General features: G+C 55.6%; 15 protein-coding genes. 14 read left to right on the top strand and 1 reads right to left on the bottom strand.

The window, feature by feature from the left end; translation table 11 throughout:
- Positions 1-181 precede the first annotated feature (181 nt).
- Positions 182-388 (bottom strand): twin transmembrane helix small protein, encoded by a 207-nt coding sequence (locus R6U90_RS08380; RefSeq protein WP_410352226.1) that lies wholly within the window; start codon positions 386-388, stop codon positions 182-184.
- Between the two features lie 73 nt (positions 389-461).
- Here R6U90_RS08380 and R6U90_RS08375 point away from each other — a divergent pair, with 73 nt between their 5' ends.
- The 14 genes from R6U90_RS08375 to R6U90_RS08310 all read left to right on the top strand — a co-directional run bounded on the left by R6U90_RS08375 (position 462) and on the right by R6U90_RS08310 (position 15,233).
- Complete coding sequence (locus R6U90_RS08375) at positions 462-1,202, top strand: SURF1 family protein (RefSeq protein ID WP_410352225.1); 741 nt, start codon at positions 462-464, stop codon at positions 1,200-1,202.
- The gene (locus R6U90_RS08370; RefSeq protein ID WP_410352224.1) at positions 1,189-1,806 is read left to right on the top strand and encodes an SCO family protein; all 618 of its coding nucleotides are present in this window, start codon (positions 1,189-1,191) and stop codon (positions 1,804-1,806) included. The genes R6U90_RS08375 and R6U90_RS08370 overlap by 14 nt, the downstream gene beginning before the upstream one ends.
- Before the next feature lie 6 nt (positions 1,807-1,812).
- Positions 1,813-2,826: a COX15/CtaA family protein gene (locus R6U90_RS08365; RefSeq protein WP_410352222.1), complete on the top strand. Its 1,014-nt coding sequence runs from the start codon at positions 1,813-1,815 to the stop codon at positions 2,824-2,826.
- The gene (gene cyoE / locus R6U90_RS08360) at positions 2,826-3,749 is read left to right on the top strand and encodes a heme o synthase (RefSeq protein WP_410352221.1); all 924 of its coding nucleotides are present in this window, start codon (positions 2,826-2,828) and stop codon (positions 3,747-3,749) included. The genes R6U90_RS08365 and cyoE overlap by 1 nt, the downstream gene beginning before the upstream one ends.
- A 239-nt stretch (positions 3,750-3,988) precedes the next feature.
- A complete protein-coding gene (gene ccoN, locus R6U90_RS08355) occupies positions 3,989-5,443 on the top strand; it encodes a cytochrome-c oxidase, cbb3-type subunit I (RefSeq protein ID WP_410352220.1) in 1,455 nt (484 codons plus the stop codon).
- A 25-nt stretch (positions 5,444-5,468) separates the two neighbouring features.
- Positions 5,469-6,218 carry a cytochrome-c oxidase, cbb3-type subunit II gene (ccoO, locus tag R6U90_RS08350; protein WP_410352219.1) on the top strand — a complete coding sequence of 250 codons (750 nt, stop codon included), beginning with the start codon at positions 5,469-5,471 and terminating at the stop codon, positions 6,216-6,218.
- A gap of 17 nt (positions 6,219-6,235) precedes the next feature.
- Positions 6,236-6,433 carry a cbb3-type cytochrome c oxidase subunit 3 gene (locus R6U90_RS08345; RefSeq protein ID WP_410352218.1) on the top strand — a complete coding sequence of 66 codons (198 nt, stop codon included), beginning with the start codon at positions 6,236-6,238 and terminating at the stop codon, positions 6,431-6,433.
- Positions 6,426-7,334 carry a cytochrome-c oxidase, cbb3-type subunit III gene (gene ccoP, locus R6U90_RS08340; RefSeq protein ID WP_410352217.1) on the top strand — a complete coding sequence of 303 codons (909 nt, stop codon included), beginning with the start codon at positions 6,426-6,428 and terminating at the stop codon, positions 7,332-7,334. The genes R6U90_RS08345 and ccoP overlap by 8 nt, the downstream gene beginning before the upstream one ends.
- A gap of 127 nt (positions 7,335-7,461) precedes the next feature.
- A complete protein-coding gene (ccoG, locus tag R6U90_RS08335; RefSeq protein WP_410352216.1) occupies positions 7,462-8,868 on the top strand; it encodes a cytochrome c oxidase accessory protein CcoG in 1,407 nt (468 codons plus the stop codon).
- 10 nt (positions 8,869-8,878) lie between these two features.
- Entirely contained in the window at positions 8,879-9,703 is an 825-nt protein-coding gene (locus tag R6U90_RS08330) for a FixH family protein (RefSeq protein WP_410352215.1), read from the top strand.
- Between the two features lie 11 nt (positions 9,704-9,714).
- Positions 9,715-12,210 (top strand): heavy metal translocating P-type ATPase, encoded by a 2,496-nt coding sequence (locus R6U90_RS08325; RefSeq protein WP_410352214.1) that lies wholly within the window; start codon positions 9,715-9,717, stop codon positions 12,208-12,210.
- 32 nt (positions 12,211-12,242) lie between these two features.
- Complete coding sequence (gene ccoS / locus R6U90_RS08320) at positions 12,243-12,446, top strand: cbb3-type cytochrome oxidase assembly protein CcoS (RefSeq protein WP_410352213.1); 204 nt, start codon at positions 12,243-12,245, stop codon at positions 12,444-12,446.
- Positions 12,447-12,852: 406 nt separating this feature from the next.
- Positions 12,853-14,535, top strand: coding sequence for a vWA domain-containing protein (locus tag R6U90_RS08315; protein ID WP_410352212.1), 1,683 nt, complete (start codon positions 12,853-12,855; stop codon positions 14,533-14,535).
- A complete protein-coding gene (locus R6U90_RS08310) occupies positions 14,532-15,233 on the top strand; it encodes a hypothetical protein (RefSeq protein WP_410352211.1) in 702 nt (233 codons plus the stop codon). The genes R6U90_RS08315 and R6U90_RS08310 overlap by 4 nt, the downstream gene beginning before the upstream one ends.
- Positions 15,234-15,530 lie beyond the last annotated feature (297 nt).

Below are 15,530 nucleotides of genomic sequence, written 5' to 3'. Positions count from 1 at the left end.
GGCGCTTTTTTTTGCATATAAACCTGTTGTGATGCTGTCAATGGCAAGATGATAGTGCCCTGACCGGGAGAGTTTGCGTTTGTTACCGGATTTTAGTAATTGTCTTGTGGATTGTTACGACACCATCTCGTCAATCCTGTTACAAGACAGGCGTGATAAAAAGGGAAAATTCACCGTAGCGTTATATCAACGCGTGTGGTGAAATAAGGCCCAGCGAGTACCCGACCATAATAAAGATCAGCAGCCCGATGGACAGGGCTATTCGGAGGGTCAGAGCCTTGACGGTACGCGTAGAATCCTGGTTGCCCTTGAGCATTGAAAACATGGCAGTGGCCAGGCTGAATAAAATCAGTATAAGGACAATGACAATCGCTGCTTTAAAAAGCATGTTTACCTCCGCTATCTGATAAATAAAGTATAAACAAAATGTCGCGATGAGCATATGGACGGCGGGTAATAAAATGCAATTTGGAAATCGTGAATTCAGACCACGTCTCTGGCCGACGCTCGCAACAATTGTTCTGTTGCCGGTATTATTGCACCTGGGTTTCTGGCAGCTGGAACGGGCACAGGAAAAACGGGAAATCGAGCAGCGCTATGCAAAGCAACAAGCACGGCCTGCTGTTGAGTTGTCCAGTCTCGATCCGACAAGTCGAATAGAATATCGACAGGTCAAGGTCAGTGGAAAGTTTGACGACGATAAGCACATTTTGCTGGATAACCAGGTTCACCAGAAGCATGCGGGTTACCAGGTGTTGACGCCATTACAAATCGGTGATTCCGAACTATATATTCTGGTGAATCGCGGCTGGGTCGACAGCCGTTTACAACGCAACAGGTTTCCGGTAATTGCGACCCCGAAAAATAATGTTGCGTTGACAGGTCGTCTGAAATTGCCCTCAGAGCCTGGTCTCAAGCTGGGGGAACAAAGTTATACCGACATGAGTTGGCCATTGGTCGTGCAATGGCTGGATGTGGATGAGCTTGAAGAGCTAACAGGCTACAAGCTGTATCCTTATATAATGCAGCTGGGTGAAAGTGAACCACATGGGTTTGTCAGGGACTGGAAAATTGTCAGTAGCTCACCCGAGAAGAGTACCAGTTATGCCGTACAATGGTTTGCGCTGGCGCTGGCGCTGGTTTTGATATTCATATTCGTTAACAGTAGAAAAATTGATCATGCAAAACATGAACGTAAGTAAAGCACAGCGAAACAAGGGGCGGCGGGAATTCCTGTTGCTGGTTGCCGTATTCTTTTTGCCGATTATTATTGTCCTGGTACTGTATTTTAACATGGATAAATGGGATATAGGTGGAGAGCGGAATCACGGTGATCTGATTCAGCCCCCACGTCAGCTAAAGGATGTCACGCTAACTGAGCAAGACGGTTCATCTTTTCAGTTTTCCGACGTGCGCGATAAATGGTTGATGATCCATTTTGGTGGTGCCAGTTGCAATTCGGCGTGTGTCGAAGAATTGTACCTGATGCGCCAGATTCGTCTGGCCCAGGGTGGTAATCGGCAACGGCTGGTCCGGATTCATGTCTCGACAGAAGGCGCGCCACAGGCGAGCCTGCAAGACGTAATGGCTGACCATCAGGATTTGAAGGTTGTGTATGGGAGTGATGGAAACCTGCAGGAAGTGATTGAGCAGTTTGACCATGATACCGGTGCCGGACCGTTTGTGCAGTCAATGTATCTGGTGGATCCCCGGGGTTATCTGATAATGAGCTATCCCGAGGATTACGAACCAAAGGGCGCAATCCGGGATCTGGAACGGCTGCTTAAGTTTGCGCGATCAGGATAATAAAACATGGACAATAAAACGTTGTTTGCCAGGCTGGGGTTGATCGCTACGGTACTGACTCTGTGTGTTGTAATCTTGGGCGCTTACGTTCGTTTGTCCCATGCCGGGTTGGGCTGTCCTGACTGGCCGGGCTGTTATGGACATCTGGGTGTGCCGAAGTCCGAACAGGAAGTGTTGATGGCCAATGCGCTTTATCCGGAACGTCCGGTTGAGTCGCACAAGGCCTGGAAGGAAATGATACACCGCTATTTTGCCGGTATTCTCGGCCTGCTGGTATTTACACTGGCCTTCGTTGCCTGGCGTAATCGCCGTGATCCGCAACAGGCAGTCAAGTTACCGTTATTTTTGAGTGCTTTGATTATTTTCCAGGCTTTGCTCGGGATGTGGACTGTGACGATCAAGCTCAAACCGGTGATTGTGATGTTGCATTTGATGGGCGGGATGGCAACGTTATCCCTGCTGTGGTGGATAACCCTGCGGCATATGAACCTGTTCCCCCTGCTACGTGCTGGCAGACAGGTCGGCCGGTTGAAAAAACTGGTCTTCGTGGGGCTTCTGATCGTGATATTCCAGATCATGCTGGGTGGCTGGACCAGTGCCAACTATGCCGCTTTGCATTGCACCGATTTTCCGACCTGTCAGGGCCAGTGGTGGCCCCAGACGGACTTTGGCGAAGCCTTTACTTTCTGGCACGGTATCGGGCCGGACTATGAAGGCGGGGTGATGAGCAATACCGCGCGGGTGACGGTTCACTTTATGCATCGTCTTGGCGCACTGATTACCTTTTTGTATCTGGGGACACTGGGCCTGATGTTGTTGCTCGGTCGTTTCGGTAAAAATCTCCAGCCCATGGGCGTGACCCTGCTGGGCATATTGCTACTGCAGGTCAGCCTGGGGATTGCCAATGTCCTGCTGTCCCTGCCGCTGGGTGTGGCTGTGGCACATAACGGTGTAGGTGCGTTATTGTTACTTACCCTGGTGACCCTGAACCACCTGGTATTCGAGCCGCGGAGAACATAATGGGGGAGACCGTCAAACAGTCTGAAGTTCGCCCGGATATTTTCCGGTTATGGTGTGACTACTATACCCTGTGCAAACCCAAGGTCGTGGCGCTGATCGTGTTCACAGCCATTGTGGGGATGTTTCTATCTGTACCGGGGATGGTGCCGTGGCAGCCACTGATCTTCGGCACACTTGGTATCGGTCTGGCCGCGGCGTCGGCGGCGGCCATCAATCAGATCGTGGATCAGAAGATCGATGCCCAGATGCAGAGGACGTCGAAACGGCCTCTTCCTTCCGGCACGATTACCAACAAACAGGCATTGTTGTTCTCCGCCCTGCTTGGCATTGCCTCAATGGTGATCCTGGTCTATCTGGTCAATCCGCTGACCGCGATGCTGACCCTGTTGTCCCTGATCGGTTATGCCTTTATTTATACGATGTACCTGAAGCGTGCTACGCCGCAGAACATCGTGATCGGCGGCGCCGCCGGTGCCGCGCCACCGGTACTGGGCTGGACCGCGGTGACCGGGCATATCCATCCCGACAGCCTGTTGCTGTTTTTGATCATCTATACCTGGACGCCACCGCATTTCTGGGCCCTGGCGATTTATAAACGCGAGGAATACGCCAGGGTCAATGTGCCGATGTTACCGGTCACCCACGGGGTACAGTTCACCCGGCTGCATGTGTTGCTGTATACCATCATCATGTTTGGCGTGACGCTGTTGCCGTTTGCTACCCGGATGAGTGGCTGGCTCTATTTTATCGGCGCCCTCATTCTCGGGGGGATATTTCTCTATTACGCCATTCGCATGCAGTCGGACAGGGATCCTAAAATCGCCATCAAGACCTTTGGCTATTCCATTCTCTATCTGATGTTGCTATTCGCGTTGTTGCTAATCGACCATTACATTCCCTTGCTACTGGCGTTCTGGCCATAAACCCTGGATAAAATGAGTTAATAAGGGGTCGAGTTGGACAAATCTCTTCGGTTAATGGGGGTTCGGATGGCACGTGTATACTGATGAGATGATCGGCAGTTGCCTGCCGGTTTACAGATACTTTACAATATTCTGATATTTTGATATTCCCGAGGGATTTTCTCAGGTTTTCTGTGGCGGTGCAGGCGGGAAACTCCCTTATCATTACCCTGATTCAACCAAGAACCAAGAGGCGTTATATGGCCCACTCAACTGCACAGGCTGCGGAACAATATAACTACGATATTGTGCGCAAGTTCACCATTATGACCATTGTCTGGGGTGTACTGGGAATGTTCGCAGGTTTGTACATTGCCTCCGAACTGGCCTGGCCCTTTCTGAACTTTGATATCCCGGAAATCACCTTTGGTCGTCTGCGTCCGGTACACACCACCCTGGTCATCTTTGGCTTTGGAGGGAGTGCGCTGTTTGCTACTTCCTATTATGTGGTGCAGCGGACCTGTCAGGTGCGCCTGTATAACGACGGTCTCGCCAATCTGACCTTCTGGGGCTGGCAGGCCTCGATCGCACTGGCCGCGATTTCCTATCTGTTCGGCTATACCCAGGGTCGGGAATACGCCGAAATGGTCTGGCCGATCGATCTGTTGATTGCCGTCACCTGGGTGGCCTATTTCTGGATTTACGTGCAGACCCTGCGCCGTCGCAGCCAGCCACACATCTATGTGGCTAACTGGTTTTTCATCGCCTTTATCCTGGCTACTGCCCTGTTGCATATCTTCAATAATATGGCCGTACCGGTCAGCATGTTCAGTCTTTCTTCCTACAGTCTGCATGCGGGGGTTCAGGATGCCATGACCCAGTGGTGGTATGGCCATAATGCCGTGGGCTTTTTCCTGACCGCGGCGTTCCTCGGGATGATGTATTACTTCGTGCCCAAGCAGGCCGGTCGTCCCGTCTATTCCTATCGGCTGTCCATTATCCATTTCTGGGCTCTGATCTTCCTCTATATGTGGGTAGGTAGCCATCATCTGCACTGGACCGCGATTCCTGACTGGACCTCGACACTGGCAGCTACCTTCTCCATTCTGCTGCTCATGCCCTCATGGGGCGGGATGATCAACGGCATCATGACCCTCTCCGGTGCCTGGGACAAACTGCGTACCGATCCCATCATCCGGTTTTTGATTGTGGCCCTGTCGTTCTACGGGATGTCGACCTTCGAAGGGCCGCTGATGTCGCTCAAGAGCGTTAATGCGCTGTCGCATTACACCGACTGGACCATCGGTCACGTGCATTCCGGTGCTCTGGGCTGGGTTGCCATGATCACCTTCGGTTCCCTGTACCATCTGATCCCGCGCCTGTGGGAAACCAGGATGTACAGCGACCGGTTGATCTACCTGCATTTCTGGCTGGCGACCATCGGCATTGTGCTCTACATCAGTGCCATGTGGGTGGCCGGTATTGGCCAGGGCCTGCTGTTGCGCGCCTTTGATGAATACGGCAATCTGGCCTACACCTTTGTAGAATCCGTTGCCTTCTTGCATCAGCCGTATGTTTTCCGCGCCATTGGCGGAGCGTTCTTCGTCGCCGGTATGTCCCTGATGGCATTTAATGTCTACATGACCATCCGCAAGGCAAGTCGTGAAAGGGCTGAACTGGAAGCCAAACTGGCCGCGAAAATGGCCAAGGCCTAAAGAACAACAGGATTAGAGAAGAGCAATGAAACACGAAACTATAGAAACCAATGCCGGTTGGCTTATCGTCCTGACTCTGATCGTCATCAGTATCGGCGGCCTGGTCGAAATCGTCCCGCTATATATGATTGATGATACGGTGGAAGAGGTAAAAGTTGCCGGCAAGGACACGGTCCGCCCTTACACGCCCCTGGAGCTGCGTGGCCGTGATCTGTACCTGCAGGAAGGGTGTTACACCTGCCATTCACAGATGATACGTCCGTTCCGTGATGAGGCCTTGCGCTACGGACATTATTCTCTCGCTGCCGAATCGAAGTTCGACCACCCGTTCCAGTGGGGATCCAAGCGGACCGGGCCGGATCTGGCGCGTGTTGGCGGCAAGTACTCCAACGAATGGCATGTCCAGCATCTGGTCGCGCCACGTTCCGTAGTTCCCGAATCGATTATGCCTAACTATCCCTGGCTGCTGGAAAACAAGCTGAAGTACAAGGACGTGGCTGATCGCATGCGTGCGCTGAAAGTCGTGGGAGTACCCTATTCCGAGACCGAGGCGGAGTACCAGGCCAACGTCGAACGTTTCGGTGAAGATGTCGCCAAAATGCTGGACATCAATACTGCCACACAAAACCTTGTTGCTCAGGCCAGCCAGGGTAACTACGATGGCAATACGATGGTTGTTACTGAAATGGATGCTCTCGTGGCCTATTTGCAGGTACTTGGCACCATGGTGGACTTCAGTGAGTTCGAAGACGGCCACTTTGTGCAGTACCGTTGAAGGTAAACTGACCTGATATGTATGACTGGATAAAATCGATGGTGTATTCCGGGGACGCAAAAACGTTCCTGTTGCTGCTTTTCTTTATTACCTTTGTAGGCATCATTTTGTATGTCTTTACAAACCGCAAGCGCAGTCGCCGTCTCGAGTCATACAAGAATATTCCGTTTGAAGATGATGACGTAGGCCATCGCAAGGATACAGACAATGAGTAAAGATAAAAGCCAGAAGACAGTACAGACTACCGGACATGCCTGGGATGGGGACCTCCAGGAGTTTAATAATCCGCTTCCGAACTGGTGGTTATGGGCATTCTATGCCACGGTAGTATTTGCGATTATTTACTGGATTCTTTATCCAACATTGCCCCTTGGCGATACGTATACCAAAGGGGTGATGAACGACATTACCTATACCACTGAGGACGGAAAGACAGTCACCACGCACTGGAATACCCGGGCTCTGTTCGAAAAGGAAATGCAGGAAGCCCGTCAGGCGCAGGCCAAGTACGTGGAACAGTTGAGCCAGGCTTCATACCAGCAGATCCAGGCCGATCCTGAACAGACCGGGTTTGCTTTCTCCATGGCCAAGGTGTTGTTCGCGGATAACTGTGCCGCCTGCCATCAAACCGGCGGTAATGGCGTGATGGGCAAATACCCGAACCTGATCGATGATGCCTGGCTGTGGGGCGGCTCTTTCGAGCAGATTGAACACTCCATTCGGGAAGGTCGTCAGGGCAATATGCCGGGTTTCAAGGGGCAGCTCTCGCAGGAACAAATCAGCAATGTTTCAGCCTATGTGCTGAGTCTGTCCGATCATGATATGGATACCGGGGAAGTCGAGCGCGGCAAGCAGGTCTTCGATGCCAATTGTGCGGTATGTCATGGTGAAGATGCCAAAGGCAAGCCCTCAATGGGCTCGGCAAACCTGACCGACAGTATCTGGACAATTGTCGACGTTCCCGGTGCAGCCAGCACCGAAGCGCAGAAAGAGGCCGTAATGAAGCTGGTGCGCAATGGTGTCGCGCGCGAAATGCCGGGCTGGAAAGAGCGCCTGTCGGATACCGAAATCAAGATCCTGACTTATTATGTGCACGAAATGGGCGGCGGGAACTAGGCTCGATTGCCCGACTCAAAGACAACAAAATACAACCGGTGGGAGGGCGCGTTTGCACCAGGCGAACGTCCCTCCCTTTATTTATTTGGCATTACCAGTGGATGTCTGACACCTAATTGATGCAGGAATGACAGAACCCGCTTATCAGGCCCGTATTCCAATCTATCCGCGTTCGGTTAAAGGACGCTTTCGTACGCTTAAATACGCGATACTGACGCTCGCCTACGGCGTCTATTTTTTGTTGCCCTGGCTGCGCTGGACGCGTGAAAACGCACCGGACCAGGCGGTATTATTCGATCTGGCCGGACGACGTTTTTATCTGTTTGACCTCGTGGTATATGCCCAGGATATCTTCTGGCTGGCGGGGCTGCTGGTTATATTCGCATTATTACTGTTTTTCGTTACCGGAGTTGCCGGGCGTGTGTTTTGCGGCTATTTCTGTTTCCAGACCCTGTGGACGGATGTTTATATCCTGATCGAACGTCTGGTACAGGGCGAACGAAATGCCCGAATCAAGCTGGCAAACGCACCGTGGGACATGGCCAAGTTTTTAAAACTGGGTGTGACGCACCTGCTATGGCTGGCTATGGCTTTTGTGACCGGTTTGACCTTCACGCTTTACTGGGGGGATGCCCCTCAACTGGCCCTGAACTTCTTCCAGGGACAGGCCCCCTTCGCGGCGTATGCTACGACACTGTTTCTCACCGCCACGACTTATGTAATGGCCGGCCTGGCACGCGAGCAGGTCTGTACCTATATGTGCCCTTATGCCCGCTTCCAGGGTGTAATGTTCGATCGCGATACCCTGATAGTGGCATATGACGAACAACGCGGGGAACGTGAACAGGGTCGACATAAACCGTCCAAAGATTACATGGAGCGCGAGGCGCGTATTGCCGACAAGGTGGGGGATTGTATCGATTGTGGTTATTGCGTCCAGGTGTGTCCGGTCGGCATCGATATTCGCAATGGCCTGCAATATCAGTGTATATCCTGTGCACTGTGTATCGACGCCTGCGATACTATCATGGACAGTATCGGTTATCCGCGCGGACTGATCCGCTATACCTCGCAAAAGGCTCTGGAAGGGGAAAAGAGCAATCCCTTCAATCTGAAAAATCTGGGCTACGCGCTGGTACTGGTTGCCACGATCAGCCTGTTGGCCTGGGCGATTTCGCATCGGGACAAAGTTGAGCTGAGTGTGGCCCAGTTCCGTCAACCGCTGTCGGTCACATTGTCCGATGGCCGGATTCAGAACCGTTACGAGATCAAAATTAATAATAAAACCAGTGACGCGATCCGTTACCGGATCAGTATCAAGGGTCTTCCCCGGGCGGAACTGGATCTGGGAGGCAACAGCGAAGTGACTGTGGGCCCTGAACACAGCCTTAAACTGATCGCCAAGGTGAACCGGCGGCCGCAAATGGCTGAACAGGAACGCCAATCATTCGAGTTTGTGATTCGCCAGATGAATAGTGAAGCCCCCCTGACGGCCCGGCGCAATACCGTGTTCTATACCCCCTCAACAGACTAAGGTTACTGCCATGACAGATATTCTGTATTCCCTGCTCGGTGGTATCATTGTTATTACCATTGGCTTCGCCCTGCTGTATCGCTTCAGCAGACTGGACGGCAAGATGGTGGCAGTGGTCGCGGCCTTGCTGGTAATCGGCATCTATATGCCCACGGTCATTATTAGCTGGCCGGGAGCCGATGTATTTGCCATTCACATCGCCGTTTATCTTGTGACTGTCTATGTACTGGGGATTATCACCAGTCAGCGTGATGCGCGCCGCGCGGCTGGCGAAACCGGCCGCTGGTTTCACTGGGGACCGGCGGCGATCGTGATCTTTTTCATGGTTGTCATTGGTGTCAATTCCGTCTATATCCTGCTGGCGCAAAAAGGTCTGGATACCGAGGCGACCCGCTGGCTGCTGCCCGAACCACGCAGCGGCGGGCAGGTCAGCTCCCATTTCCCCGGTACCGTGGCGCGTGATTTTCGCAAAGAGCAGGATGAATTCAACCAGTTTCAACAACGCATCCAGGAACAGCAGGAACGGGGCTGGCAGGTGCAAAAGGGCTGGCTGGGTGAGCCCCGCGCCGGGCAGGCGTCTGTCTTCAAGGTGCGGGTACTGGATCGGAATGGCACGCCTGTCAGCGACGCCGAGGTACACGGAGTCTTTTTGCGTCCGGGGGACAGTCGGCTCGATCAGGCGTTTACCATGTCGCCACAGACGGATGAGCCCGGGAGTTATCTGGCCAAACCGGTGTTACCCGAAGGCGGACGCTGGGAATTACTGTTGCAGATACGCCGGGGGGAGCAAAGCCATGAGATCAAGGCAACCACCCGGATAGAGGCGGCGCGCTGAGCCGTTTGCCGATGGCCGGGGAACATCACAGCTGTTTTCATTGCGGGCAGCCGGTTCCTCCAGGCAGTCATTATCAGGCTGTGATCGACGCTGAGGCGCGGCCTATGTGTTGTCCCGGCTGCGAAGCGGTGGCCAATGCCATTGTCGATGCGGGACTGGAAGATTTCTACCGCTATCGCACCGAAAACGCCCCCAACCCCGCGCAGCTGGTACCTGAGGCACTGAAGACGCTGGATCTCTACGATCGCCCCGAAGTGCAGCAACGCTTTGTCAGCGGCGAGCCAGAGGAGCGTGAGGCTTCGCTGATCCTGGAAGGAATTACCTGCGCTGCCTGTGTCTGGCTCAACGAGCGACATGTCGGCAGCCTGCCCGGGGTACTGGAATTTGCCATCAATTACAGCACGCAGCGTGCCCGCGTGCGCTGGGACGAGCGACAGATTCAGCTGAGCGACATCCTCAGGGCGATCAGCGCTATTGGTTACCGGGCCCATCCCTATGATCCCCATCGCCAGGCCCAGGTTCAGCAGCGCGAGCGCAGCCGCGCTCTGCGACGCCTGGCCATTGCCGGGCTGGGGATGATGCAGGTGATGATGCTGGCTGTGGCGTTGTATGCCGGCGAGGACCAGGGCATGACTGCGGACATGATGCATTTTTTGCGCTGGGTCAGCCTGATTATTGCCACCCCGGTGATCGTCTACGCGGGCTGGCCGTTTTACAGCGCTGCCTGGCGGGATCTTCGCCAGCGTCAACTGGGCATGGACGTGCCGGTGGCGCTGGCCGTGGGCGGCACCTACTTCGCCAGCGCCATTGCCACCGTCACGCGCAGTGGCGAGGTCTATTTCGAATCGGCCACCATGTTTGTGTTTTTCCTGCTGCTGAGTCGCTATCTGGAGATGGGGGCACGCCAGCGCGCCAGCGCGGCGGTGGAAAATCTCGCGACCCTGCTGCCGGCGCTGGCCACCCGGCTGAATGCGCAGGGGGAGGAAATCCAGGTCGGGGTGGCCGAACTGGTGCCCGGCGATCGGGTCCGTATTCGTCCCGGGGAGACGGTGCCCGCTGACGGCGAAGTGCTTGGCGGGACATCCAGCGTCGACGAGTCGCTGTTGAGCGGGGAGAGCCTGCCTCGCACCCGCCAGGCGGGCGATACCCTGATCGGCGGTGCCGTCAACGTGGAGAGTCCGCTGGAGATGCGGGTCACCCGGGTCGGACAGGATACGGTGCTGTCCGGTATCCAGCGTCTGCTGGATCGGGCCCAGATTGAAAAACCGCGCATTGCCCGGCTCGCCCAGCGGGGAACCGGTTACTTCGTGTTGCTGGTTTTGTTACTGGCGACCAGCGCGGGACTGATCTGGTGGCAGATCGACCCGGCCCGGGCTTTCTGGGTCGCGGTGGCAGTGCTGGTGGTCAGCTGTCCCTGTGCCCTGTCGCTGGCCACCCCGGTTGCCATGACCGCCAGTACCGGGCAATTGACCCGGCGCGGCGTGATAACCACGCGCGGCCATGCGCTGGAGACTCTGGCGCGCATTGATACGCTGGTCTTCGACAAAACCGGAACCCTGACCGAGGGGCAGCTGTCGCTCGCCCGGGTTCGCCCGCTGGGAGCGCTGTCGGCGCAACAGGCGCTGGCCCTGGCGGCGGCCCTGGAACGGGGTTCGGAACACCCGCTGGCGCGGGCTATCAGCGCCGCCGCCGGGTCGCCGCCGGCGGTCGAACGGCTGCAGGCCACACCCGGTTGCGGGGTGAGCGGCGAAATTGACGGGGTGACCTACCGGGTCGGGACGCTGGCTTTTGTCAATCAATTGAGTGGTGCCGATACCGGTATGCTGCCCGCAGCGATGCCGGGCGCCAGCCCGGTGTATCTGGGGTCGGCCGATGGATTACTCGCCTTGCTGGAGCTGAGCGATCGGCTGCGAGACGATGCCCGGGCGACCGTGGCCGGTCTGCATAAACTGGGGATTGAGGTCCGGCTTTTCTCCGGCGATGACCCCGCGGCGGTGACCCGGGTGGCCAGGCAGCTGGGGATCGCGGAGGCCCGGGGCGCACTGCTGCCGGCGGATAAACTGGCCGGTCTGCGTGAACTGCAGGAGCAGGGGCATACCGTGGCGATGGTGGGCGACGGGGTCAATGACGCCCCGGTCCTCTCCCAGGCTCATGTTTCCATTGCCATGGCCAGTGGTGTCGAACTGGCGCACAACAGCGCTGACATGATTCTGCAGTCCAACCGGCTGGATCATCTGCTGGCCGCCGTCAGACAATCACGCGCCACGTTGCGCATCGTACGTCAGAATATCGGCTGGGCACTGGGATATAATCTGGTGGCCCTGCCGGTAGCCGCTGCGGGCTTCCTGACGCCCTGGCTTGCCGCCCTGGGCATGTCTTTGAGCTCGCTACTGGTCGTGCTCAATGCCCTGCGTCTGTTGCGCGGGAAGACGAAGGCGGCGACGCAACGAGAAGCCGGGCTTTCACCGCTGCCGCCAGTGGCGGATAATGAGGGGCGTCCCGGCTGAGATACCCGGGACGGCGCACGCAAGGAGAGATTATGGAGATCCTGTATCTGCTCATCCCCATTGCCGTGATTGTGCTGGCAGTGGCCATCGGAGCGCTGATCTGGGCGGTGCGCAGCGGGCAGTTCGAGGACCTGGAAGGCCCGGCGCACAGGATTTTGATGGATGACGATGATCCGCGGATTCCCCGTCGGCGCCAGGAAGACGACGCCGGTGAAGATAAGGACAGGCCGACTTGATGCCGTGTCCCTGGTTTATTAGAATTTACTTATTGAAGATGATGCCTTTTTGGAGAGCCCCATGAAAGAAATGTTCACGTTCCAGAATTTGCCCATGGTGATTGTGATCGTGCTGATTGCCATTGCCTGGTTCAGCTTCCTGTCCGTCATTATCGCCGGCTGAACCGTTTCCGGCCCGAAAAGTGCGTGGCTGCTTTTCGGGTCGGTTGTCTTTCCGCCTTCCCCTTGTGCCACTTTTTCTGCCAATAAATCCGCCAAAGACTCAACTCGGTCGTCGTATTCGCCGATAACTGAATGAACCGCCGGGGTTTTTCTCCTGGCGGCCGTCATTTCAAGATGGAGTTTCGGGTTTTTGTCTTTGTTGCAACGCTCACGCTGTTACGTGTTTCCCTTTCTTGCTCTGCTTATGTCAGTCGTTGCACCCGTGTGGGCGGACGAGACGCCGACGACCGATTTGCGCGTGCTGATTGATATTTCCGGCAGCATGAAGCAGACCGATCCCGACAACCTGCGCCGCCCGGCGTTGAAGCTGCTCACCGGCCTGATGCCCGACGGAATCCATGCAGGTGTCTGGACCTTCGGCCAGTACGTGAATATGGCCGTGCCCTACGGTCAGGTCGATGCCGACTGGAAAGCGCGGGCCCGGCGTGAAGCGCAGGCGCTCCATTCCCGCGGCCTGTTTACCAACATCGAGGCGGCGCTGGAAAAGGCGGCATTCAACTGGCAATCGCCGGATCCGGCCTATGACCGGCATCTGTTATTGCTGACCGACGGCAAGGTGGATGTCAGCGACAAAACGCAGGCCAGTGACCGCTCCCGTCGGCGGATTCTGGAGGAACTGTTGCCCCGTCTGCAACGCGCCGGGGTCAAAATCCATACGCTCGGGCTTTCCGACGGCGTGGATCGGGATTTGCTCACGACACTGTCGGCCGCCAGCGGAGGCTGGTATGAAGAGGCGCGGGACAGTGAAGCATTGCAACGGTTGTTTCTGCGGCTGTTTGAAAAAGCAGTAACAGTGCAGACCCTGCCTCTGACGAACAACCGCTTTGTCGTCGATGAAAAGATCGAGGATATGACCTTGCTGGTGTTTCGTCGCGATGGCGAACCGCCGCTGAATGTCATTCCTCCCGGGCAGCAAGTCTGGAATGAAGCAGACCATCCTTCGACAGCCCGTTGGCACGCTGAAGCGGACTATGATCTGGTGACCATCGAGCAGCCGCAAAGCGGTGAATGGCTGTTAAAGACCCGCGAGGATCCCGATAACCGGGTCATGGTGCTGACCAACCTCCAATTGCAGGTGGATCCCTTGCCGGATCATCTGCTGCGCCAAGACGAGTTGAGGTTAAGTGCCTGGCTGAGTGACAAGGGGCAGCGGATCAACGATCAAAGCTTTCTCGAACTGATCGATTTCACTCTGCAGACCGATAACCCGCCTGATTCCGGGCCATCGAGCTATCCATTAAACGCCCCGGATCTTGATGGGGTTTATCAACGTGATGTACAGCAGATACTGGTAGCCGGCGAGCATACCTTGCGGGTGCGGGCCAGCAGCCCGACCTTCGAACGCGAGCAGGTCCATCATCTGCGCATATATGAGGCGCCGTTCGTCATTCGGCTGGATAAGCAACCCGGGGGACATTACCGGCTGCATGTTAACCCGGTAACCGCGCTGTTCAGGCCCGAATCAATGCAGCTGTCGTTACATAACAGTGCCGGGGCACCGATTGAACTGAACCGTGAGGGCAATGCGTGGCAAGCGGACGTGCCGGCAAGTCTGACCGGCGAGATCCTGAGCGTGGATTTTCAGGCGACCCGCCAGGATGGACGCGAGTTTGTCAGTCAGGTGCAACGCCGGATAGACGCTAAACCTGCCGGCGCCTCTCTCGGCGAAGAGACGCGTCCGGACTCGAGCGATGCGGACAAGCGCAGCGAACCCGGAAGTGAACGGGAACTGGACTGGCGCTGGGTTATTGCCATGGTGGTTCTGACCAATCTGCTACTGATTCTGGGCGGCGTGGCGATCTATGTTTATCTGCGCAAGCTGCGCCGTGATGTTCTGGCCTCTGAAAAGAAGGAGTTGGAGCTATGAACGAGTTTCAGACCGGACTACTTGTGCTGACCAGCGAATTGAGTGCGGTATTGTTACTGGGGGCCGTGGTGCTGCTGGTATTGATGATTCGCCGTCAGCGCAAGCATCGGCGGCTGGCCCTGGAGCTTATCAATCGCCTGCGTGATTCCGAGTCCGAACGCCGGAAGAAATTGATCGGACTGCTCACCGAGCAGCTTGAGATGGACGCCGAGCAGGCCGATGCCCGGGCCCGGGCCATGCTCAAACATGAAACCAGTCTCTATGCCCATATCTTGCGCCTGTTCATGGGACGGAACCCGGAACAGCTGCTGCAGGTGGATCACGACGTCGAAAGGCTGCTCAGAAGCTACTATCATTTACTGGAAGAGGAGGATGAGGGGGATGCCGAGCGTGAATCACTGCTTGTCAAACTCAAGCGTGAAAACAAGCAATTGCGGGATGAAAAAAATAATCTGCAAAAAAACCTCGAGACCACCATGGAAACCATGGAGAACATGATGGACGAATATGCTTCCATGTATGAAGGCGGGCACAAGGAAGGCGAGCAGCGTCTGAAAAACGAAATGTTCAAGCTGCAGCAGAAGATCAGTAAGGTCATCAGCAATGACGAGGACGGGAACGAGAACAACAAAGAGGAGGGGAAGGGACAAGCTATCCCGGAGCTCAGGACGGAGGATGCTGAGAAACCCGAACAGTAAACCGGTCACCCCGAACCCGGAGGTGACTATGAGCAATCACCTGGCGGCAAGATGATCCCGTAACTCATGCTGCATGCACGAAGGTTTCGCCGTCTGGCGCGACTGTGGTTCCTGCGAAGCCGAATCCTGTTAGTGGATGGTAGCCGAGGAACTCGGCACCGATCTGGGCAGTGACTACGAACCCGAAATCGTGCCAGACAAGGCCGGGGCTACCACTTTTCGAGGCTCTGGAAAGTAACGCGGAGGACGCGGAGTCGTAGAGGCGTGGAGAAATGAATTATTATGTCAGTGCCGTCG

Source organism: Thiohalophilus sp. (assembly GCF_046483665.1).
In the GTDB taxonomy this organism is placed as follows: domain Bacteria; phylum Pseudomonadota; class Gammaproteobacteria; order UBA6429; family Thiohalophilaceae; genus Thiohalophilus.
This window is presented reverse-complemented; position numbering and strand designations above follow the sequence as displayed.